16 protein-coding genes and 1 pseudogene are annotated in these 22,468 nt (G+C 64.9%); 8 read left to right on the top strand and 9 right to left on the bottom strand.

Annotated features, from left to right (window positions below; all coding sequences use genetic code 11):
* Positions 1-15: 15 nt before the first annotated feature.
* Genes GJ699_RS11885 through GJ699_RS11860 form a run of 6 tightly spaced genes read right to left on the bottom strand, consistent with a single transcriptional unit; the run spans position 16 to position 5,604 of the window.
* Positions 16-903 (bottom strand): ABC transporter ATP-binding protein, encoded by an 888-nt coding sequence (locus GJ699_RS11885; protein WP_154376394.1) that lies wholly within the window; start codon positions 901-903, stop codon positions 16-18.
* Positions 900-2,144 (bottom strand): MFS transporter, encoded by a 1,245-nt coding sequence (locus tag GJ699_RS11880; protein WP_154376391.1) that lies wholly within the window; start codon positions 2,142-2,144, stop codon positions 900-902. Before GJ699_RS11880 ends, GJ699_RS11885 begins: the two co-directional genes overlap by 4 nt.
* Positions 2,141-2,908: an ABC transporter permease gene (locus GJ699_RS11875; protein WP_154376389.1), complete on the bottom strand. Its 768-nt coding sequence runs from the start codon at positions 2,906-2,908 to the stop codon at positions 2,141-2,143. The genes GJ699_RS11880 and GJ699_RS11875 overlap by 4 nt, the downstream gene beginning before the upstream one ends.
* Entirely contained in the window at positions 2,905-3,783 is an 879-nt protein-coding gene (locus GJ699_RS11870) for an ABC transporter permease (RefSeq protein ID WP_154376387.1), read from the bottom strand. The genes GJ699_RS11875 and GJ699_RS11870 overlap by 4 nt, the downstream gene beginning before the upstream one ends.
* Positions 3,780-4,847 (bottom strand): ABC transporter substrate-binding protein, encoded by a 1,068-nt coding sequence (locus GJ699_RS11865; protein ID WP_154376385.1) that lies wholly within the window; start codon positions 4,845-4,847, stop codon positions 3,780-3,782. The genes GJ699_RS11870 and GJ699_RS11865 overlap by 4 nt, the downstream gene beginning before the upstream one ends.
* A 13-nt stretch (positions 4,848-4,860) precedes the next feature.
* Positions 4,861-5,604, bottom strand: coding sequence for a class II aldolase/adducin family protein (locus tag GJ699_RS11860; RefSeq protein ID WP_154376383.1), 744 nt, complete (start codon positions 5,602-5,604; stop codon positions 4,861-4,863).
* A 236-nt stretch (positions 5,605-5,840) separates the two neighbouring features.
* Here GJ699_RS11860 and GJ699_RS11855 point away from each other — a divergent pair, with 236 nt between their 5' ends.
* Positions 5,841-6,917, top strand: coding sequence for an ABC transporter substrate-binding protein (locus tag GJ699_RS11855; RefSeq protein WP_154376381.1), 1,077 nt, complete (start codon positions 5,841-5,843; stop codon positions 6,915-6,917).
* Positions 6,918-7,034: 117 nt separating this feature from the next.
* Here GJ699_RS11855 and GJ699_RS11850 read toward each other — a convergent pair whose 3' ends face one another.
* Genes GJ699_RS11850 through GJ699_RS11840 form a run of 3 tightly spaced genes read right to left on the bottom strand, consistent with a single transcriptional unit; the run spans position 7,035 to position 11,689 of the window.
* Entirely contained in the window at positions 7,035-9,455 is a 2,421-nt protein-coding gene (locus tag GJ699_RS11850; RefSeq protein ID WP_229262067.1) for a TonB-dependent receptor, read from the bottom strand.
* A gap of 36 nt (positions 9,456-9,491) precedes the next feature.
* Positions 9,492-10,652, bottom strand: a complete 1,161-nt coding sequence (locus GJ699_RS11845; protein ID WP_154376377.1) for an LLM class flavin-dependent oxidoreductase — start codon at positions 10,650-10,652, stop codon at positions 9,492-9,494.
* Between the two features lie 26 nt (positions 10,653-10,678).
* Positions 10,679-11,689, bottom strand: coding sequence for an LLM class flavin-dependent oxidoreductase (locus tag GJ699_RS11840; protein ID WP_154376375.1), 1,011 nt, complete (start codon positions 11,687-11,689; stop codon positions 10,679-10,681).
* A gap of 347 nt (positions 11,690-12,036) precedes the next feature.
* On the opposite strand from GJ699_RS11840, the pseudogene GJ699_RS34540 reads away from it, so the two are divergent.
* The 7 genes and pseudogenes from GJ699_RS34540 to GJ699_RS11805 all read left to right on the top strand — a co-directional run.
* A pseudogene (locus GJ699_RS34540) lies at positions 12,037-12,858 on the top strand (sigma-54 interaction domain-containing protein); the annotation flags it as partial.
* A 488-nt stretch (positions 12,859-13,346) separates the two neighbouring features.
* On the top strand, positions 13,347-13,937 hold the full coding sequence (locus GJ699_RS11830; RefSeq protein ID WP_154376371.1) for a malonic semialdehyde reductase: 591 nt from the start codon (positions 13,347-13,349) through the stop codon (positions 13,935-13,937).
* Positions 13,938-14,092: 155 nt separating this feature from the next.
* A complete protein-coding gene (locus tag GJ699_RS11825) occupies positions 14,093-16,342 on the top strand; it encodes a TonB-dependent receptor (protein ID WP_154376369.1) in 2,250 nt (749 codons plus the stop codon).
* A gap of 14 nt (positions 16,343-16,356) precedes the next feature.
* Positions 16,357-17,640 carry an amidohydrolase gene (locus GJ699_RS11820; protein ID WP_154376367.1) on the top strand — a complete coding sequence of 428 codons (1,284 nt, stop codon included), beginning with the start codon at positions 16,357-16,359 and terminating at the stop codon, positions 17,638-17,640.
* Between the two features lie 78 nt (positions 17,641-17,718).
* Positions 17,719-18,342: a response regulator gene (locus tag GJ699_RS11815; protein WP_154376365.1), complete on the top strand. Its 624-nt coding sequence runs from the start codon at positions 17,719-17,721 to the stop codon at positions 18,340-18,342.
* A 55-nt stretch (positions 18,343-18,397) separates the two neighbouring features.
* Complete coding sequence (locus GJ699_RS11810; protein ID WP_154376362.1) at positions 18,398-20,119, top strand: molecular chaperone HscC; 1,722 nt, start codon at positions 18,398-18,400, stop codon at positions 20,117-20,119.
* A complete protein-coding gene (locus tag GJ699_RS11805; protein WP_229262080.1) occupies positions 20,119-22,464 on the top strand; it encodes a tetratricopeptide repeat protein in 2,346 nt (781 codons plus the stop codon). The genes GJ699_RS11810 and GJ699_RS11805 overlap by 1 nt, the downstream gene beginning before the upstream one ends.
* The last annotated feature ends 4 nt before the right edge of the window (positions 22,465-22,468 follow it).

The following is a 22,468-nucleotide window of genomic DNA, read 5'->3' as shown; positions in this document are numbered from 1 at the left end:
TTGATAAATGAGAGGTTATAGCGCCAGCCGGCGCGCCCAGTCTTCGGCGCCCCATTGCGCGAGGCCGGGTGCCTCGGTGGCGGGTGGTGCGTCGCGCAGGTCGCCGAAGTCGGCGTGCAGGCCATCGCGGATGGTGACGAATTCGGTCTGGCCGCGTTGGCGTGGATGCGCCAGCGGCACCGGCTGGATGCGGCGCACACGGCCCGGCCGCGCTTCCAGCACTACGATGCGGTCGGCCAGATAGACCGCTTCTTCGATATCGTGAGTCACCATCACCATGGTGATGCCTTCGTCCTGCCATAATCGGCGCAGCTCCTGCTGCAAGCGCACGCGGGTCAGCGCATCAAGTGCGCCCAGCGGTTCGTCCAGCAGCAGCACGTCGGGCCGGCCGACCAGGGCGCGGGCAATCGCCGCGCGCTGCGACATGCCGCCCGACAGCTGGTGCGGATAAGCGTCCGCGAAACCATCCAGACCCACGCGCGCGATCTCCGCCGCCACCCGCTGTTTGCGTTCGGCGGCCGGCACGTCGGTATTGGTGAAGCTGAGTGCCACGTTCTGCTCCACCGTCAGCCACGGGAACAGGCGGTGATCCTGAAATACCAGGCCGCGTTGCAGGCCGGTGCCGGTGATCGGCTGGCCGTCGTGCAGCAACTGGCCCTGATAATCGGTATCCAGCCCGGCCAGTAGGCGCAGCAAGGTCGACTTGCCGCAGCCGGAACCACCGACGATGGCGACAAATTCGCCCGGTTCCACCGTTAGCGAGATATCGTCCAGCACCAGCAGCGGGCCGGATTTCAACTGGAACGATTTGCTGACATGCTCGATCCGCAGGCTTCCGCTACGCGCGCGGCGCAATTCGGCGACTGGCAATTGGGTGGCCGTGAAGTTGATCGGGGCGTTCATGCTGAGATTTCTCCTTGGGGTAAAACACGGCGCAGGTGATAGAAGCACCAGGCCAGCAGCCATGGCAGCAGCCAGGCCAGGAATACGTGCTGCAGACCGATACTGTCGGCCAGACGGCCGGCGGCCAATGCACCGCCGGTGCCGCCCACCATGCCTAACAAAGTCAGATGCGAGGACACGCGCGCCTTGTCCACCGGCGCGCGGCCGATGCGGTCGGTGTTCACCAGCGCGTTCACGCCCAGTCCAAGGCCCAGCAGCACGGAGGCGAACAAATAGGCCGGCGTGTATGGCAAGGTGCCCAGCAACAGCAAGGCCAGCATGATGGCCAGGTGCGCGCCGCCGTAGATGCGGTCACGATGCGGGCTACCCAGCACCGGCTTGCCCATGCCCAGCAAGACCACCACAAAGCTCAGTCCCTGCACCGCCATCAGCCACACCGCGTGCTGGTGCGGCCAATGCAGCACGCGCATCGCCAGCAGCAGCGAGAACACGCCCACGCTGGAGGCAGTGAAACTGGCCAGCACTTCGAACAGATAAGTGGTGCGCACCGCCGGCAAGCGCCACAACGCGCGCCAGCTGGACGCCGGCTCGGCGACGTCGGCGGCCCCCGCCGCTGTGCCACGCTGCGCGCCCACAGTCCGGCCGGAGCGCTCCGGCAGCACGTGCCATCCGAGCACCGCCAGCAGCGCGAACATCCCTGCCGACACCAGAAAGCCCGCCTTCAGTCCCAGATTGGCGATGGCGTAGTTGCCGGTCAGCGGTCCGGCGAACTGCATGCCCAACGTCAGCGTGCCCTTGTACCAGCCTGCGCGTGACTGGCCGATCTCCGGCAGCCGCACCAGAAACACGGTGCTCATGGCCACAATGCGCAGCGAGATGCACAGTCCCACCAAAAACATCAGCAACGCCACCCACTGCCATCCCGGCAGCCAGGGTAAAGCGCAAAACGCCGCCGACAGCGTCAGGCTGACCGCCGCATACAAGTGCTTGGGATTGCCGCGCGAAAGAATGTAGCCAGCCGGGATGGTCCCCAGCGCCATGGCAAACGTCTCGGCGCTGCTAATCACCGCCAACTGCAAATTGCTGACACCCAGATGTATCCCCAGCAGCGTGCTGAGTACCTTGTTCATGCCAATCGTCATACCGGACAACAGCGTCAGGCCGACAAAGCCGATCAGAAAACGGCGCACCTCATTGGTGGCCGGCGCCGCGCGCACGGCGTCGATAACAGGGGCGTTCATAGGCTGCTGCGCCCCCGCACCAGCAAGCGCGCGGCGCGCTGGAACACAAAGTTCATGGCCTGCGCCAGCAGCGCGATCGCCAGCACGGCGAGCAGCACCACTTCCATGCGGCCGCCCTGCTCGGCGTTAATCAGCAGCGAGCCGATACCCGGCCCCGCCGCAAACAGCAATTCACCGCCAACACAGGCCAGCCAACCAAACGCCTGCGCATGCGTGATGCCGGTGACGATGGCCGGCAGCGCGGCCGGCAGCAGCAGGCGGCGGAAGGTCTGGGTGCGCGTCAGCGTCAGCATGCGGCCGACTTCACGATACGAAGCGTCGACCTGGCGCATGCCCTCGGCGGTATTCAGCACCGTCGGGTAGAACGCCGCGATGACGATCACCAGCAGCTTGGCGGCATCGCCGCTGCCGACCCACAACCCGAGCAACGGCACCAGGCCAAGCAGCGGCACCTGGCGGATGCTGTGGAACAGAGGACCAATCAGGCGATCGGCCACGCGCGATTGTGCCATCAGCGTGCCGGTGGCGATGCCCAGCGTGCCACCGATCAGCAGTCCTTGCAGCGTGCGGGTCAGGCTGGCGCGCAGGTGCAGCCACAATTCGCCGCTGCGCAGCAGCTCGGCCAATCCGTTGGCCAGCTGCTCCAGCGGGACAAACACATAGGCGGCACCTGCGCCCTGGCGCGATGCCCATTCCCAGATGGCCAGCAGCGCCAGTGGCAGCAGCAGCCCTTTTGCGGCGTTGGCCGCGAAATTCAATTTCATGCAGACTCCTTGTCGCCGCGCTGCCAGCGCATCAAGTGCGCTTCCAGCCAACGTAAGCCACGATCCAGCGCAAAGCCGATGGCGCCGGTCAGCACCACGCCGACCATCACCACGTCCAGGCGGAACATCTGGCGCGCCATTTCCATCATTTGTCCGAGGCCGCTGTCGGCGGCCAGCAGTTCGGCGCCGACCAGTACCATCCACGAGCGGCTCAACGCGATGCGCACGCCGGTCAGCGTGGCCGGGACAATGGCCGGCAGCACCACGCGCCGCACCTGCTGCCAGCGCGTGAAACCGTAAATGCGTGCCACTTCGATGTAGCGCTCCGACAGACCGGCCACGGCGTCATGCACGGCCAGCGCGACGATGAAGAAGGTGGCTTTCACCACGATGAAGATCTTGAAGCTTTCGCCTATGCCGAACAGCAGGATGAACAGCGGGATCAGCGCCACCGATGGCAGCTGGCGCAGCACGTGGAAGGTGGGCGCGGTGTAGGCGCGCAGTGCTGGCGACAAGCCAAGCAGCAGGCCGAACACGATGCCGCCGATGCCGCCGATGACGAAACCGCCGCCCAGCCGCAGCAGGCTGACTTCCAGATGTTCTTGCAGCTCGCCGCTCACGGTCAGCTCCCAGGCGGTGTGCAGCACTTGCAGGGGCGAGACCAGGATCTGCTCCGGTGCCCAATCAAGCCAGGTGGCGAGCGACCACACGGCCAGCAGCAACAGCGGCGAAGTCCACGCCGACCAACGCGCGGCCAGCCAGCACTCCAGCAGTCGGCCGCCGACGCCGACGCCGATGCCGCTCCGCGCACGAGCAGCCGATCGCGCTCCCGGCGCAGCCGATTGTGGCGCCCCAGTCGTGATGATGGAACTCATGGCGCCCAGTACTGCTGCAGCTTGAGGTCAACCAGCGCCTGCTCGACAAACTGCGGCGCGTACAGCGTGCTGGTATCCAGCGGCTTGCCGATCAAGCCAGCCTGCTTCGCGTACAGCGCCTCGGCCGCGTAATGCGCCTTGACCTCCGGCGTCAGACGCGGCGACCAACGCTGCTTCCACGGCCGCGCATCGCCATCCAGCTCGCGCCGCACCACGCTTTCCGGCTGGCCGGACAAGGCCTCGGTGCGGATATACTCCTCACGCCCGCCATCCACACTGGCAATCTGGTGCGCCCTCACATACGCCGTCGTCACCAACTGCGCCAGTTGCGGATACTTCGCCAGAAAATCCGCGCTACCCCACAGCTCCGCGCGCATCTTCCAATCCTGCGGCGGCGTCTTGCTGGCCCAGATGATGCGACCTATCTTCTTGTCCTCCAGCAGAAACGCATCACTGAGCGTGAAGAACGCATCGGCACTGCCACTGGCCAGCGCCGCCGCTCCCGCCTGCGGATTCAGATTAAGCAGCTTGACATCGCCGGTCTTCAAGCCACTCGCCTCCAGCAGCCGTGCAAACGGATACTCCCACGGCCGGCCGCGATGCAGCGCGATCTTCTTGCCCTTCAAATCCTGGATCGAACGCGCCGTCGAGTTATACGGCACCACCAGATAGGTATTACTCAGACTCCCGCCCGGCACCACCAACCGCGTCTGCAAACCCGACGCGTTGGCGATGATGGACGGCAGATCCCCATACTGCGCGAAGTCGATCGACTTGTTGGCAAACGCCTCGTTGACCTGCACCGCCACCGAATTGGTGGTCACCGGCACCCACTCCAGCCGCACGCCCAGCTTGCCCAGCTCCGTCGCCAGCCAGCCCTGATTGGCCACCAGCGCCGACGAACCGGCAAACGCCGTCTTGCCGCCAGTGGCATTACGCGCCACCGCCGCGATGCGCACAGTTTCCGGTAGACCGGCCGCCGGTGCCGCGAACGCCGCCCCCGAGATCAGCAAAGCCGCTGCCGCCAGCAGACGGCGACGTTGCACAACAAATGCATCGAACATCGTCGGTATCCCCTTACAGATCGGTGGCAGGCAGCAGATTCAGTTCGCGCGCTTTCTCGTACAACGGGCTCATTTTCCACTGCTGGCGCAGCACGCCCGGACCGAAATCGCGCGAGCCGCCGATGGCTTCCGCGTCGATCTGAATCTTCGCGCCCTCTTCCAGCAGCAGAATGAATTCCGCAGTTTTCAGCAAGCCCTGTTTGCCCCACACCGTGGAACCGCCGTTGGCTTCCAGGATCGCCGTGTTGTAGGGATTCAGCGCGATCTGGTCCAGGATGTAATCGACTTCCGGCTGACGGCGATCGATGTAGATCGGGATCTCGCGGATCAGTTGGAAGCGCTGCACCGGCACATAGCGGATCGGCAGCGTGCGATGGGTCTGCGCCCACGCACCCAACGCCGGCGAATGCACGTGCGAGATGGTGGTGATGTCGGCGTGGGTGCGGAACAGCTTCAGATAACGGTTGCCGCCACCGCCGTTATTGCCGGCGTAGACCGTGCCGTCCAGGCCGAGAATCGACGCCACCAGCGGCTCGCCCTTGCGGAACGGCCCCGGGTCGTTGACGATGACCACCAGTTCCTCGCCCGGCACGCGTTCGACAAAGCCCACCGTACCATACGCGGTCAGGCTGCCGGTGCTGCGCAGCGCGTCGAAGGCGATCTGCGCCTGCTTGCGGGTTTGCTCGGCGAAGGCCAGCACCGCCTCGCTCAGTTTGTGCTCGGCTGCCGGTTTGTCCAGGGTTGCGGATTCTGCCATGTGATTCTCCTTAGGTTGAGGGATACCTAGGTCATAACGCAATCGCTATGCCAGCGAAAAAGCGACAAAAAACCGTCCAAAACAGCAGCAACTGTTGCGCACGCAACAGTTGCTGCCCCCCCGGCTGCTGCACCAGCAGCACATGACGTGGCTGAGGCCGGGCATATTTCCTGCACAACAAGCCGCAACGGCAGCGCCGCAGCGCGGCCGTCCCCAATCAACCACCAAGGAAAAACATGAGCACATCCCCCGTAGACACCATCTGGTTCACCCGCTGTCCGGTACCCACCGCGACCGGGCTGGCCTACAAGCTGGGCTGGCTGGATCAGGAATTTGCCGCCGATGGCATCGCCATCAAAACCCTGCAGGAAGCCGGTGGCGAGCTGTCCAAACACCACTACGACCACCAGTTGAACACGCTGATCCGCGAAGGCGGCAACCTGCTGGCGATTCCAGCCCGCGCCCAAGGCGCGCCAACCCGCCTGATCGGCCTGACCTGGATCGACGAGTGGCAATCGATCCTGGTTCGTCCCGGCTCCGGCATCAACCAGCCGGCCGACCTCAAAGGCAAGCGCCTGGCGCTACCGCCGTTCCGCGCCGACGACATCGCCAACAACCGCCGTGGCAACAGCATCGCGCGCGGCATGAGCCTGGCCGGCTACAAGGGCGTGCTGGCCGCCGCCGGCCTGGCGCTGGAAGACGCAGTGCTGGTCGAATTGGCCACCGAAGAAGCGCGCAACCGACGCTCGCCGGAGCTGGGCGACTGGGGCCGCGCCGATCTGGGCGGCGGCCTGTGGCAAGGCATCGCCGCGCTGAATCGCGGTGAAGTGGACGCCATCTACGTCAAGGGCGCGGCCGCCGCCCACGCCGCGCGCGAGGCCGGGCTGGTGGTCGGCATCGACATCGACAACCTGCCGCACAAGCGCTTCCGCGTCAACAACGGTACGCCACGGCCGATCACCGTGCATGAGGATTTCCTGAAGAACCACCGCGAACTGGTGGTGCGCTTCCTGACCCAGACCCTGCGCGCCGCCGACTGGGCCAGGCACAATCTGGCAGAACTGCGCCGCATCCTGCAGGATGAAACGCGCGGCTCGGCCGACAGCGTGGTGGAAGCCTACCGCGACGGCTTCCACCTCGACCTGGCCCCGGATCTGTCGCAAGAGCGGCTGGAACTGTTCGCCCAGCAGAAGAACTTCCAGCTGATCCACGGCCTGCTGGACCGCGACTTCGACCTCAATGCCTGGGTCGACCACGGCCCGATCGAAGAAGCCCGCCAGCGCCTGCAAGCCACGCTGCCAGCCGCCGCCTAACCCGCCTGCGACCATAATACCGTCGTCATTCCCGCGAAAGCGGGAATCCATGCTAAGTATCCTGGTTCGGCGTTCTATGGGTTCCCGCTTTCGCGGGAACGACGGTTTGAGGAGTGCTTAGAAGTAGTAGGTATAAGACCCGCCAACAGTACGCCGCTGGCCCCAGTAAATCGTATCGCCGTTGGTGGTGCCCGGCACGTAGGTGGTCAGCGTGTGGTTCTTGTAGACCTTGTCGCCCAGGTTATTGCTGTACAGCGTGAACACATGGTTCCCGCCGGGCAGCGTGTATGACGCGCGGGCGTTGAGCAGCGAGTAACCCGGCTGGTTCAGCAAATAGCGCGTGTCGTTCTGCGGGTCGACGTAGTAGAACTGTTTGGACGTATAGCGAATGTCGGCGGACAGCACAACCTTGCCGCCATTCGCCAGCGGAATGCGGTAGTCCGCCGCCAGCAACGCGGTCAGGTGCGGCGAGCGCACGAACTCATTGCCATTGCGGTTGCCGCCGTTGTTCTGGATGTCGAACTGGTCGAACTGCGTGCGCAGGATGCCGACGTTGGCGTTGATGTGCAGTTGATCCACCGGCAGCGCTTCGATCTCAAACTCGGCACCGTTGACGTGGGCCTTGGCGACGTTCTGCAGATAAGCCACGCTCTGGGTCGGATCGCCGTTGTACACGCCGGTGATGTTGACCTGGACGTTCTTGTAATCGTAGTGGAACACGCTGGCATTGAAGTTCAGGCGACGATCCAGCCACTCGGACTTCAGGCCCAGTTCCACCGAATCCAGCTTCTCAGGTGCCACCGTATTCAGCGCGCGCACGTCGCTGGCACCGGTGTTGTAGCCGCCCGACTTGATGCCGTGCGCGTACTTGAAGTAAGCGCGCGCCTGGTCGGTGATTTTGTATTCCGGCGTGAAGTCGTAGGTCCAGGCGCGCCAGGTGGTGGAAGGCGTGCTGCGGAAGTTGTTGTTGGCCACCGAGGCTGCCGTGTAGTTCCCGCCTTGCACCGTCTGCCACCAGTTGGCGGCGCTGCCGAAGGTCACCGTGCCGGATGCGGCCTGTATCCGGGTCAGGTCCAGATCCTTGGTTTCGGTGGTCCAGCGCAGGCCGGCCGTGGCCAGCCAGCGGTCGGTGAAGTTGACCGTGGTGCTGCCGAACAGCGCGAAGCTGCGCGTCTGGTGGGTGAAGTTGGTAGCGTTGTAGCCCACTGGCTGGGTGCTGCCGGCCAGCGCGCCGGCGATGTCGTTGGGCAGCCGTGCCGTGGCCGACGCCGAGTTGATGCCTTCGTTGAAGTAGTGCAGACCGCTGACCCAGCTGATTTTATCGTCCTTGGCCGACGCCAGTCGCAGCTCTTCGGAGAACTGGTGGCTGCTGGCCTGCGACCATCCACGACTGATTTCCAGCGGCGTGTTGTCGCTGTCGCCCAGGGTGTTGGTCTTGAAGTCTTCGTAACCGGTGATCGAGGTCAGTGTGGCGCGGCCGAGATCATACTGGATGGTCAGATTGGCGCCGCTTTGCTTGATGGCGGTCACTGTCGGCGCGTTGGTGCTGACGTCTTCGCTGTCGGTGCTCGGCACGTAGGCGTTGCGGTACACGCCATTGGCGGCATAGCTGCCGGTGGTGGTGATGGCGCCGGTGGATTTGTAATCGCGGTAATGCAGGTTCAGATTGGCCGTCAGGTCGCGGTTGATCTTGGCCTGCAATTGGCCGCGAATGGCGTTGTCGCGCAGCGCGCCGTCCTTCTTGCCGGTGTACAGATTGTTGAACGGGCCTTCGCCCTGGTTCTCCGAGTGGAACGACAGGCGGCCGGTCAGCACATCCTCTTTCAGCGTGCCGCCGATGGCGCCTTCCACCAGTTTGGTCTCATGGCTGCTGTAGTCGGCCTTGATATAGCCGTCCAGATAATCGCTCGGCTTGCGCGAGATGATGTTGATCGCGCCGCCGGTGGTGTTCTTGCCCCACAGCGTGCCTTGCGGGCCGCGCAGCACCTCGACCCGCTCGACGTCGAACAGCGGGAAGCCGGTGGCGGTCGAATTGCTGATGTAGACGTCGTCCAGATAGAAGCCGACTGGATTCGGGAAGTCGATCTGCTGCTGGCCGGCGCCAACGCCGCGTATCCACCAGCGCGGCCGGCCGTGCTGCTGCGTGCCGGCCGATGCATTCGGCACGTAGTTGAGGATTTCGCTGGCCGAGCGGCCGATGCCGTTTTCCAGCAACTGCGCACCACCCAGCACCGTGATCGCGCTGGGCACTTCCTGTGCCTTGCCCTCGCGCTTTTGCGCGGTGACGGTGATGGTTTGCAGCGAGGCGGCAGCGCCGGCGCTGTCGGTGGTGTCGGCGCTGCCATCGGCGCCGTCGGTGCCGCCTGTGCCATCGGTGACTGCGCCAGCTGCGGCAGCGGCCACCGTGGCCGTCGGCATTTCGGTCGCCTGCGCCAGACCGCCGGCGAGCAGCAGACCGCTGCCCATGGCGACGGCAAACGCGGCGTGCATCTCACGCAGCAGCTGATTGAGTTGAAGTTTTTGTTGCGAACCGCGCATATACATCCCTATCGTTAGTTATTGTGGTGATGCCGCTCAGCCGACCGCGCGCAGCAACTGCGAGTTGCTATGGCCGCGCAGCAGCGGCAGCACTTCCTCGCCGACGCGGTAGGCCTCCTCCAGATGCGGCGTACTGGCCAGGATGAAGGCGTCCGCGCCCAGTTGCACCAGATCGTCCAGCCGCTGCGCCACCTGCTCGTAGCTGCCGACGATGCCCTGTGTTTGGCCGCCACGGAACAGATTGAAGCCGGTCCAGATATTCGGCTCGCTGATCAAATCCTTGTAGCTGTTGATGGTGCTTGGACGGTTGCCACGCTGGCGTGCCGCGCCCACCGAATCGCCGCCGTCCTGGCCGAGGAACTGGCGCAGCGTGGCCGGGTCGACGTTGTCGAAACCCTTGCGCACTTCTTCCCATGCCTCTTCCTCGGTGGGACGAGCGATGATGTCGACCCGCACCGCGCACTTGATCTTGCGACCCAGTTGGTCGGTCTTCTCCTTCACGCGGCGGAATTTCTCGCGCAGCTGATCGAACGGCTCCAGCCAGGTCAGGTAGTAATCGGCGTGCCTGGAGGCCGACACCAGCGCCGCGTCGGACGAACCGGAGAAGTAAATCTCGGGGAACTCCTGCTCCGACAGCGGATGCGCCAGGCCGGCGTCTTCCACCTGATAGAACTTGCCCTGATACGAGAACGGCCCGCCGCGCCAGACACCGCGCACCACATCGAGGAATTCGGTGGTACGGGTATAACGGTCGTCATGGCCGGCCGAATCGCCCCACCACAGCTGCGACGGACCGCCGCCACCGGTAATGACGTTGTACAGCGCGCGGCCGCCGGTGGCGCGCTGCAGGCTAGCGGTCATGCGCGCTGCCACCACCGGATTCAGAAAGCCCGGCTGGAACGGGATCATGAAGCGGAAGGTGCTGGTCTCGCGTGCCAGCAGCGAGGAAATCACCCACGGCTCGTCGGTCATCGGGAAGGATGGAATCAAGCCGCCCTGGAAGCCGGAGACTTCGGCCGCGTGGGCGATTTCAGCGATGTAGTCCAGATAGTTAAAGCCATCGGCGCCACCGCCACCCAGACCAGCCTTGCGCAGGTTGTCGTTACCGGGGAACCAGTCGCCACGAAATGGAATGCGCGCACGGTGCGAGCTTGGTTCGCCGTGGGTGGGAATACGCCAGAAGATATCGATAGTCATGTCTTAATCCTGTGAATGTGGGAGGCTCAGGCGGCTTGTTGGGCGGGCGGCGCGAGACGTTCGCGCAATGCCGGCAGCACGTGTTCACCGATGCGATAGGCTTCTTCCAGCGCCGGCTCGGCCGACAGCAGGAAGCTGGTGACGCCGGCATCGGCATACGCGGCCAACGTGTCGATCACTTGCTGGTAACTGCCGACCAACGTGGCGTCGGCGCGGGCGCCGGCCTGCTGGCGATAGCGCGCGGCATCGCGTTCGGCTTCCTCTTGGGTCTCGCGCGCCAGCACGTCGATGCGCAGGCCAGCACGGACCTGGCGGCCAGCGGCTGTTGCCTGTTGTTGCAGACTCTCCAGCGCGGCACGCAGCGTGGCCACTGGCGCGGCGTCGAACACATGCACATCCGCCTGCCGGGCCGACAGCGCCAGCGCGGCCTCGCCATCACCGGACAGATACACCGGCGGCAGCGGATTGCCGGCCAGCGGGCCACGGAAGCCACCATCCAGCACTTCGAAATACTTGCCCTTGAAGCTGAACGGCGCCGTGGTCTGCACGCCACGCGCGACGGTAATGAATTCATCGATGCGCGCCAGCACTTCTTCTTGCGGCAGATTATCGCCATGCCAGCGTCGCGCGGCGGCATCGTCACCCTGCGCGATCTGCCAGGCAAAGCGGCCGTTGGCGGCGCGCTGGAAGCTGACCGCGTTCTTGGCGGCATACACCGACGAGCCCCACGAGGCTTCGAATTCGGTCAGCAGGCGGATATGGCGGGTGCCGCGCGCCAGATAGCCGGCGATGATCCAGCTATCGTCGCCTTCGAAGTCGTGGCGGATGCGCACGCCATCAAAGCCGGTGATGTCGGCGGCGCGCGCCACCTGATGCAGATAGTCGAAGTAATTAAAGCGCTCGCCACGCGGATCGCTGACACCGTCGGTGAACGGCGCCCGCTGTTGCGGGCTGCGTTCGCCACGGCGCAGGCGGGTGGCGTCGGCGTAGCGGCCGTCGCCAGCGGTTGGCAGTTGCCAGATGAATTCAGTGGTCATGCATATCCTCCTGTAGATGTTGGCCTCCCGCCACTATCCGCATGAAACATGCCAGCCGAAAAACGCTGATTTCATGCTGGCAGGCCAGCATCACCGGAGCGCGCTGTTGATTCCGCAGCAGTTGCTGTTGCCGTGTCCACAGCGCGTGGTCTTTATGCCAAATTCGGATAAGCAAGCTTGGCATGATTCGTTCCCGCGCCAAGGCCGCGCGGGCTATATTTGTTGCCATGGAACTCCTCGCACAAAATTTCTTGAACGAGTTTGCACGCAGCGCCAACCTCGCCAAGGGTGACGATGATGCGGCCAAGCCCCTGATCGCCTTCCGCGATGCCGCGCAACTGAGCCTGATGATACGGGCCACCGCGTTCGTGTTTGCCGATCCGCATTCGCGCGCGCTGCACGATGTGATCGAACGCGTGGCGCCCAGCGATGCGACGGTGCTGGTCACCGGCGAAACCGGCACCGGCAAGGAGCTGGTGGCGCGTCACGTGCATGCTCTCAGCAATCGGCGCGATGCCGGCTTCGTCGCCATCAACTGCGGCGCGTTTTCGGAAACGCTGATCGAGAGCGAACTATTTGGTTATGAGCGCGGTGCTTTCACTGGCGCTGTGCAGGGCAAGGCTGGCTGGTTCGAGACCGCCAATGGCGGCACGCTGTTCCTCGACGAGATTGGCGATCTGCCGCTGGCCATGCAGGTCAAGCTGCTGCGCGTGCTGCAGGAGCGCGAGGTGGTGCGGCTGGGCGCGCGCAAGCCGGTGCCGATTGACGTGCGGCTGATTGCGGCCACCAATATCGATTTATCGGAAGCCGTGCGCGCGGGACGCTTCCGCGAGGATTTGTATTATCGTCTGCAGGTGATCGCGCTGCCGGTGCGTCCGCTGCGCGAGCGTAGTGGTGACGTGCTGCCGTTGGCGCATCACTTCCTGGGGACGTATGCACGACGCTTGCAGGTGGATGATGTGCGGCTGTCGCCGGAGGCCGAGCGGGCGTTGTTGTCGTATCCGTGGCCAGGCAATATTCGCGAGCTGGAAAATGTGATTCACCGCGCCGTGCTGCTGAGCCGCGCCGGCATGATTACCTCGGCCGAGCTGAACCTGCCCGGCTGGCATAGCGCGCCCGCCTACCCGGTCGCCGCGCCGCCAAACGCTGCATCCCCTGCCGCAGCGCAGCCGCAGCAGTGGGCCGGTGCGCCGTCACACAGCGGTCCGCAACACGCCAGCCTCGCCGCCTCCGTCGCCGCGCCCTACGCCGCTGCGCACGCCGCCCACCAAGCCGCCTGGCCCGCTACCGCGCTACCTGGCGCCTCAGCCGTGCCCGACGCACACGCCGCCCTCGCTGCGACCGGTGGCCATGGCGGCACTGGCGGCATCGGCCCAGCCGGCGCGCTGCCAGCAGCCTCGCCCGATGAGCCCGCACACGGCACTGCCGGCCAAGCCCTGCGCCAGGCCTGGCAAACACTGCTGGCCTCCGGCGAAACCATCGAATTCGAAGCCTTGCAACAGGATCTGGTGCTGGCCGCATGGGAACACTGCCAGCGCAATCAGGTGCGCGCCGCCAAGCGGCTCAACCTCAGCCGCAACATCCTGCGCACCTACCTCAAGAAGGCCGACGCCATCGACTGAGCGCAACCATTTACCCACCCCGTAAGGAGTCACCCTTGTCCACCATCCTCAACGATGCGGCGCTGGATCAGCTGTTCCGCAATGCCCGCAGCTTCAGCAACTTCCTGCCGCAAACCATCGACGACGACACCATCAAAGCCCTGTACGACCTGCTGAAATGGGGCCCAACCGCCTTCAACGCCCAGCCGGCACGCTACCTCGTGCTACGCACACCAGAAGCCAAGCAGCGCCTGGCTCCCGCCCTGTCCGAGAAAAACCGCGCCAAGACCGTGGCCGCGCCGGCCACCGTCATCATCGCGCAGGACAAGCGCTTCTTCGACGAACTGCCGCAACAGTTCCCCGCTTACGACGCCAAGCCGCTGTTCGAAGCCAACCCGGCACTGGTCGACGCCACCGCCACCCGCAACAGCTCGCTGCAAGGCGCCTACCTGATCCTGGCCGCGCGCGCACTGGGGCTGGATGCCGGCCCCTTGTCCGGCTTCGACGCCGCCGCCGTCAACCAGGAATTCTTCCCTGACGGCGAACACAACGTCAACTTCATCGTCAACCTCGGCTACGGCGACCCGACCTCGCTGTTCGCTCGCGGCCCACGCCTGGGCTTTGAACAAGCGGTTACCCTGCTGTGATCACTGTGGGCTAAGCAACAGCGCTGTTGCCTGGCCCACAAATCACTGTGCCGCGCTGCGGCGCACGCAACAGAAAACACAACCAGAAGTCGTTTTTCCTCCGGCACGCATGTTGCTGAAACAGGAATGTTTCAGACCACAACACAGGAAAAACGATGCCCAAGCATTTACCCCGCCGTACCCTTTACCTTCATCTGCTGTGCGCGCTTGGCGCCAGCAGCCTGGCTCACGCGGCCGAGCCGGCCGACGCCAATGCCAATGGCGAAGCCGCCGATAGCCTGCAAACCGTCACCGTCACCGCACAAAAGCGCGCTGAGCTCGCGCGCGACGTGCCGGCCGCCATCTCCGCCTTCAGCGGCAAGGACTTGCGCGAGGGCGGCGGCAACCTGTCCGCCGGCGGCGTGATGGACCTGGTGCCCAACGCCTCCGGCCCCACCAACGACGGCCACGTCCGCACCCGCTGGTGGATACGCGGCATCGGCACTGGCGACCAGTCGGCCAACGTCGTGTCGCCAGTCAGTTTTTATGTCGACGAGGTATATCTCAATTCGCCGCTGTTGAGCGGCGCCCCGGCTTACGACCTGCGTCAGGCCGAAGTGCTGCGCGGTCCGCAAGGCACGCTGTGGGGCAAGAACACCACCGGCGGCGCGGTCAGCTTCATCACCAACAAGCCGACCTTCAAGCCCGACGGCTACTTCAAGGCGGAACTCGGCAACCATAACTCGCACATCGTCGAAGCGGCGGCCGGCGGCGCCCTGCAGGAAGATGTGCTGGCCGGCCGCATCTCGCTCTACAGCGACAGCACCGACGGCTACGGGCGCAACACCTTCCAGCACAGCAAAACCGGCAAGAAGGAAGAAGACCACCAGGTCCGCGTACAGCTGCTGGCCAACCTGAGCCCGGATCTGCAAGCGCTGTTCAACGTCCACGGCCGCGATTACCACGGCACCGGCGACGCGCTGCAAGGGCTGGGCCTGGGCGCCGGCGGCACCAATACCTACGGCTATGTGCTGCCGCCGCTAGGCACGGCCGATATCGCCACCAACGCCCCCACCAGCGACGACCTGCGCGGCAGCGGCGCCTCGCTGACGCTGCACTGGAATCTGGGCCGCAACGAGCTGACCTCGATCACTTCGTACGAGCGGGTGGCACGTACCACCAACGGCGACGGCGATGCCACGCCGCTGGAAATCAGCCGCAGCCATGCCGATATCTCGGCCCGCCAGTCGGCGCAGGAACTGCGCCTGGCCTCGCCGCGCAGCGACCAGCTGAACTGGATCGTCGGCGCGCATTACTTCACCGAGAAGCTGGACAATAACAACTCGTCCGGCAACCTGCCCGGCGTGCAGACCATCGCCACGCCAACCGGCACTATCCCCACCGCCTACAACAATCTGAGCCTGCAACAGGATACCAAGAGCTACGCGCTGTTCGGCAGCCTGACCTACAACTTCAGCGAACGCTTCAACCTGACCGGCGGCTTGCGCTGGACCTCGGAAAGCAAGGACATCGCACTCAGCCGCGTGGCCAACAGCGGCACCGTCAGCTACAACAACACGGCCGAATGGTGGAAGCGCTCGTCGGTCTCGTCGACGCTGCTGACTACCGCCACGCAAAACGCCGACACTACCTGGAAAGCCGCCACCTGGGATCTGACACCGCAGTACAAGTTCAGCCAGGACGTGTCCGCCTATGCGCGCGCGGCCAAGGGCTTCCGTGGCGGCGGCTACAACGGCGGCGTCACCACCCAGTCCACGGTGGCCGTGGTCAGCCCGGAATATCTGACCTCGGGCGAGGCCGGCCTGCGCACCGCCTGGCTGGATCACCGCGTCACCGCCGACGTTACCGCGTTCTACTATGACTACAAGAACGTGCAGCTGAACCAGGTGGTCAGCACCTCGACCGGGCCGGTGTCGCGCCTGACCAACGGCGCCAAGGCCAAGGCCCATGGCGCCGAATTCGAACTGGCGGCACAAGCGACACAAGCGCTGCGCCTCAACGCCGCGATCGGCCTGCTGCGCAGCAAGTACACCGACTACGGCGCCTACACCGGCAACGAATTCGGCCGCGCGCCGCACACCAATGTGCTGGTTGGCGGCGAATACCGTCAGCCGCTGAACAACGGCGGCGAGGCGGTGTTCTCCACCAACTGGAATTACCGCAGCCGCTACTTCTTCGTCACCACCAACGAGACCGATCCGAACTACATCCAGCCGGCTTACACCATCGGCAATCTGAAGCTGTCGTATCTGCCGCCGGGCAAAAAGGTCAATCTGACCTTCTATGTCAACAACCTGACCAACCGCTTTTACAAGACCAACGCCATCCCCTACGGTAACAACGTGATCGGCTATTCCAACAGCGACCCGCGCACCTTCGGCGTTAGCGCCACCTACCGTTGGTAATTGAAAGGACAAAGATGAAACTGCAACCTCTCGTCGCGGCGCTGCTGGCCGCGCCACTACTGGCCCAGGCCGCCAGCCCCGAAATTGAACGCCTGATCACCGCTGCCACGCCGGGCCTGATCGCGATTCGCCACGACATCCACCAGCATCCCGAACTGGGCAACCGCGAAACCCGCACCTCGGCGCTGGTGGCCGAACACTTGCGCAAACTGGGGCTGGAAGTGCAGACCGGCATCGCCGGCACCGGCGTGGTGGCGGTGCTGAAAGGCGCGCTGCCCGGACCCGTCATCGGCCTGCGCTCAGAACTGGACGCCTTGCCCGTCACCGAGCAAACCGGCCTGCCCTACGCCTCCACCGTGAAGACCGAATACGGCGGCAAGCAAGTCGGCGTGGCCCACGTGTGCGGGCATGACATCCACATCGCCATCCTGCTGGGCGTGGCCGAGGTGTTGTCCAAGGACCGCCAGCATCTGCGCGGCACCATCAAATTCATCTTCCAGCCGGCCGAGGAAGGCGCGCCGGATGGTGAGGAAGGCGGCGCCGCGCTGATGATCAAACAGGGTGTGCTGAACGCGCCGACACCGGAAGTGTTCTTCTCCACCCACGTTGGGGTCGGCAAGGCCGGCGCCATCTCGGTCAGCCGCGACCGCACCACGGCGGCGGCGGATGTGTTTGTGGCGCGCATCATCGGCAAGTCCACGCATGCGGCGGCACCGTGGCGCGGCATCGATCCGGTGCCGCCGGCGGCATTGGCCATCCTGGCGCTGCAAACCATCCCTAGCCGCCAGTCCGACCTGACGCTGCCGCCGCCGGTAATCTCGATCGGCAAGATCGACGCCGGCGTGCGCCAGAACATCATCCCGACCGAAGTAAGGCTGGAAGGCACCATCCGCAGCGTGACGCAGGCGCAGCGCGACGACGTGGTGGCGCGGCTGGAACGCACCTTCAAGGACAGCGCCGAAAGCGCCGGCGCCAGCGCCGAGTTCAAGCTGGTGGGCGCCAGCTATCCGGCCGGCGCCAACAACACCGCGCTGGTCGAGCGCCTGCTGCCGGTGCTGCGCGCCGCCTCCAGCACTGGCGAGGTCCGCATCAGCTCCGGCGTCTACGCGGCCGACGACCTGGCAGAGTTCAGCCGGCGCATTCCCACCGTCGGCTTCGGCCTGGGCGCCACCCCGGACGGCACCGACCTGGCCACCGCCGCCTCCAACCACTCGCCCTTCTTCGTGGCGGACGACAGCGTGATCGCAGTCGGGGTGCGCGCCTTCACCGGCTTGATCGCGGCTTACGGAGCGCGCTAGCTTATACCTTTGTATAGCTATACGTGGCGGGCAAGGTTGGCGAGAATGCTTCCATCACTTCTACAACTGGAGCCCGACATGAATACCGCATCCGTCATCATTGCCGATGTTCACCCGTTGATCCGCGCTGGCATGGCTGCGCTGATCGAGTCCGACGGCCAGTTCACGCTGGTGGGCCAGGCCTGCAACGGCCAGGAGGCGCTGGACATGTGCGAGCGCCTACAACCGGATCTGCTGCTGATGGACCTGAACATGCCCGGCTGCGACGGCGTCGCGGCCATCGGCCAGATCCGCGCGCGCCGGCCGGATGCCAAGGTCATCATCCTCAGCGGCCACGACGGCGAGGAGGATGCCGACCGCAGCATGCGCGCCGGCGCCCACGCCTATATGCTGAAAAACGCCCCGCTCGATGACTTGATGACCTGCATCCACGCCGTGCTGCAAGGCCGCAAGTTCATGATGCCGGAACTGGCGCTCAAGCTGGCCAGCCGCATCCACGGCAACCAGCTGACCCCGCGCGAGCGCGATATCCTGGTCCACCTGGCCAGTGGCATGAGCAACAAGGTGATTGCGCGCGCGGCCGGCATCGGCGTCGGCACGGTCAAATTTCACGTCAAAAGCATCATGAGCAAGCTCAACGTCTGCACCCGCACCGAGGCCGCGATGGTGGCCGCCAAGCGCGGGCTGGTGCACCTGAACTAGGGGCTGGACATGTTGGCATTCCATGGTAAACTTGCTAATTTTTCCGGAAGCCAACATGATTGTCGGGATAGACCTCGGTACGACCAACAGTTTGATCGCCATCTGGGAGAACGGTGCGCCGCGCCTGATCCCCAACAGCCTGGGCGAGGTGCTGACGCCCTCCTGCGTCAGTCTGGATGAAGATGGCACCATTCTGATCGGCCGCGCCGCGCGTGAGCGTCTGCAAACCCATCCCGACCGCACCGCCGCCGTGTTCAAGCGCTACATGGGCAGCGACAAGAGTATTCGCCTGGGTAACCGCCAGTTCCGGCCGGAAGAGTTGTCGGCGCTGGTGCTGCGCGCGCTGAAGGAAGATGCCGAGGCGGCGCTGGGCCAGACCATTACCGAGGCCATCATCACCGTGCCGGCTTATTTCTCCGACGCTCAGCGCAAAGCCACGCGCGCCGCCGGCCAACTGGCCGGGCTGAAAGTCGACCGGCTGCTGAACGAGCCGACCGCCGCCGCGCTGGCCTACGGCATCCATCAACGCGATGGCGAGACCAAGTTCCTGGTGTTCGACCTCGGCGGCGGCACGTTTGACGTGTCGGTGCTGGATCTGTTCGAGGGCGTGATGGAAGTGCGCGCCTCGGCCGGCGACAATATGCTGGGCGGCGAGGATTTCATGCACTGCCTGGTCGACCATTTCTTCACCCACCACCAGTTGCCGCCGTCGCTGAAGAACGATGCCCGCTTTATGCCGCGCATGGTGGCGCAGGCGGAAGCGGCCAAGCGCGCGCTGAGCGAGGCGGCGTCGGCCACGCTGCGCATCCATCACAACGATACTGAGTACACGCTGGAGCTGGACGAGCCGGCGCTGGAACGCATCTGCACGGTGCTGCTGCGCCGTCTGCGCGATCCGGTCGAACGCGCGCTGCGCGATGCCAATCTGCGCATCTCCGAGTTGGACAACGTGGTGCTGGCTGGCGGCGCGACCCGCATGCCGCTGGTGCGCAAGCTGGTGGCGCGCATGTTCGGCCGGCTGCCGGCCTGCGATATCAATCCGGACGAGGTGGTGGCGCTGGGCGCGGCCGTGCAGGCCGGCTTGAAGATGCGCGATGCCGCCCTTGATGAAGTGGTGATGACCGATGTGGCGCCCTACTCGCTCGGCATCGACGTGGCGATGCGGCTGGCTGATGGCAGTTTTTCGTCCGGCCACTTCGACGCCATCATCGAGCGCAATACGCCGGTGCCGGTGAGCCGGGTCAAGCGCTATTACCCGGTGCGCGATGGGCAAAAGCAGCTGGATCTGAATATCTATCAGGGCGAGGCGCGCATGGCGCACGAGAATATCCAGCTCGGCAAGCTGCAATGCAAGCTGCCGGGCGGCTCCATGGATGACAGTGGCATCGATATTCGCTTCACCTATGACGTCAATGGTCTGTTGCAGGTGGAGGCCACGGTGGTGCAAACGCAGCAGTCGACCACGCTGGTCATCGAGGGCAATCCGGGCCTGTTGTCGGAGGAAGAGATTGCGGCGCGCTTTGTGACGCTGTCGGCGCTCAAGATTCATCCGCGCGATAAGCTGGAGCATCGGACTTTGCTGGCGCGTGGCGAACGGCTGTATCAGCAGTTGCGCGGTCAACAGCGCGATTGGCTGGGCGCGCATATCCGCGAGTTCGAGCATGTGCTGGAGAGTCAGGATAGTCGTCAGATCAATCCGCTGCGGCAGCGCTTTGAGGCGCTGTTGCATGAGATTGAGCATGATAGCTTTACGGTGCCATTCAACGATCCAGCTTGATGATGATGACTGCCTGCTTTCAGCGTCTGGCCCTGGCGCCGGACGCCGACGCCCGCGCGATCCGGCGCGCCTATGCCCGTGAACTCAAGCTGATCGACCAGGAGGCCGATCCAACCGGCTTCCAGACCTTGCGCGAGGCGTACGAAGCGGCGCTGCACTGGGCCGCTCAGCGCGCGGATGAGGATGACTGCGCGCCAGCCGCCCCCGCCGCGAGCAACGGAGCAACGCCGGCCGAGCATGCGGAGCACGCAAACGCCGCCAACGCAGCCGAGGCGGTGGCGCACGCTGAGCCAGCCGCGCCGCCGGACCACGCGGCCGAAACGTACGCCGATGACGCTCCGGCCCAGCCACCACTGCACATGCAGCAAGGCGCTGCGACATTCGCCGCCTTCCTGAACCGCGTCGGCGCGCAAGCCAAGCCGGAATCGCTGACCGACTACGCCTTCTGGTCTGCCCAGCTGCACCACAGCCTGGACGACCCGCAGCTGATCAGCATCGACGCCCGCACCGTCTTCGAATACCACGTCGCCGACCTGCTGACACAAGGCTGGCAGCCCGGCCACGAAACCTTGCTGGTGGTGGCCGCCCAGCTCTTCGGCTGGGCCGACGACCGCCGCCGGCTGCAACATCTGGGCCGTCCCGGCGCCATCATGGACAGCGTGCTGGAAGAACACGCCGTGTTCAGCCTGCAGAACGAAAAGACCCGCTGGCAGCAGAGCAAGCTGATCGTCCGCCTGCGCAGCCCAGCCAAGCCAACGGCCGGCGAGCTCATCGCCGCCAACGACGCGCTGGAACAACTGCAGGCGCACTACCCGACCTGGCTAGCCGTCATCACCAACCACGACGCCATCGCCAGTTGGCAGCAAGCACACGAGGATCTGCCCGGATGGCGCCGCAACCTGCATCCGCGTCACTGGTTCCACGAAGCGGACGACCCGCTGGGCCGCTCCAACTTCAGCTGGAAGTGGTTGTGGGTGCTGCTATTCTTCGGATTGATCCGCGCTTGCATGATTTTCAGCAGCGACCATCCCAAACCGCCGCCAGTCGACGGTGTCCCGGCCGGCAGGGAACTATTTTCCGGCGACTATCTGAAGCAAGGCGATCTGCACCTGCAACGCGGCGAGCCACGCGCCGCCATCCGCAATTTCGACACCGTCATCGACATGACGCCGAATAACTTCATGGCCTACCTGAATCGCGGCCTGGCCTATCTGCAGCTGGGCGACGATCAACAAGCCGAGCGCGATTTCAACAAATCGGCCACGCTGGAACAGGATAACTACATGCTGTACGCCGCGCGCGGCAAGCTGGCCCTGTACCGCGACCAGCCGGCCACCGCCATACAGCAGCTCACCCGCGCCATCGACATGATGCCGGCCGCCGACGCACCGATGCGGCTGGACCGCGCCAGCGCCTACACCCAGCTGCTCCAGTACGACCTGGCCACGGCCGACATCCACGCCGCACTGCCCAAACTGCAAGAGCCGGACGAAGGCTACCTGTTAGCCATGCGCAGCGCGCTGGAACAAGGACGGCAGGATGCCGCCGCCAGCGAAGCGGAAGTGCTGCTGTCGCATTTTGCGCGTCAGCCGCAAGTTTACCTGGACGTGATGCGGCTGTATCGGCGCTACGGACGTAGCGCGCAAGCCAGTGCGGTCCTGGAGCGCGGCATCAAGACCCTCCCCACCTCCGAGCTGCTGCGCGCGCACGCCAGCCTGCGCGAACGCACCGACTTGAACGGCCGGCGCGCCGATCTTGAACGGGCGGCGCAATTGGCGCCAAAATCCCACCTTGTGGTGGAAGACCGCGTCCAGGTGGAACTCGACGCTGGCGACTTCGCCGCCGCCGGCGCGATGCTAGATCAAACCATCCAGCACAGCAGCGGTAGCGACCAGCGCATACCGATCCTGCTGACCTTGCGCGGCATTGTGAATACCGGCATCGGCGACACGCAAGCCGCCCGTTTCAACTTCGACGGTGCGTTGGCCAGCGCCAGCAGCGCGTGGCAAAAGAATGAGGTCTGCTGGAACATGGCGACCCACAATGTGGCGCTGGAGACCGCGCTGCACATTTGTGACAAGGGCTTGCTGCAGGAACCGCACCGCGCCTGGCTGCTCGACAGCCGGGCTTTCGTGCTGCTGCGTCTGGGCCGCAACCGCGATGCACTGGCCGCCTATGATGCGGCGCTGGCGGTGCGGCGCAACCAGGGCAGCTCGCTGATCGGCCGTGGCATCGCCCGCAAGCGGCTGGGCGATACGGCCGGCGCCGAGCAGGATATCAAGGCCGCACTGGCCATCGATGCGGACCTGCGCCGTGAGTACGCCGCTTACGGCATCAACTTCTGAGTCA

The sequence above is a fragment of the Duganella guangzhouensis genome, from assembly GCF_009674535.1.
Lineage (GTDB): Bacteria > Pseudomonadota > Gammaproteobacteria > Burkholderiales > Burkholderiaceae_D > Rugamonas > Rugamonas guangzhouensis.
Note: the sequence above shows the minus strand (reverse complement) of the source record. Positions and strands in the feature narration are given on the sequence as shown.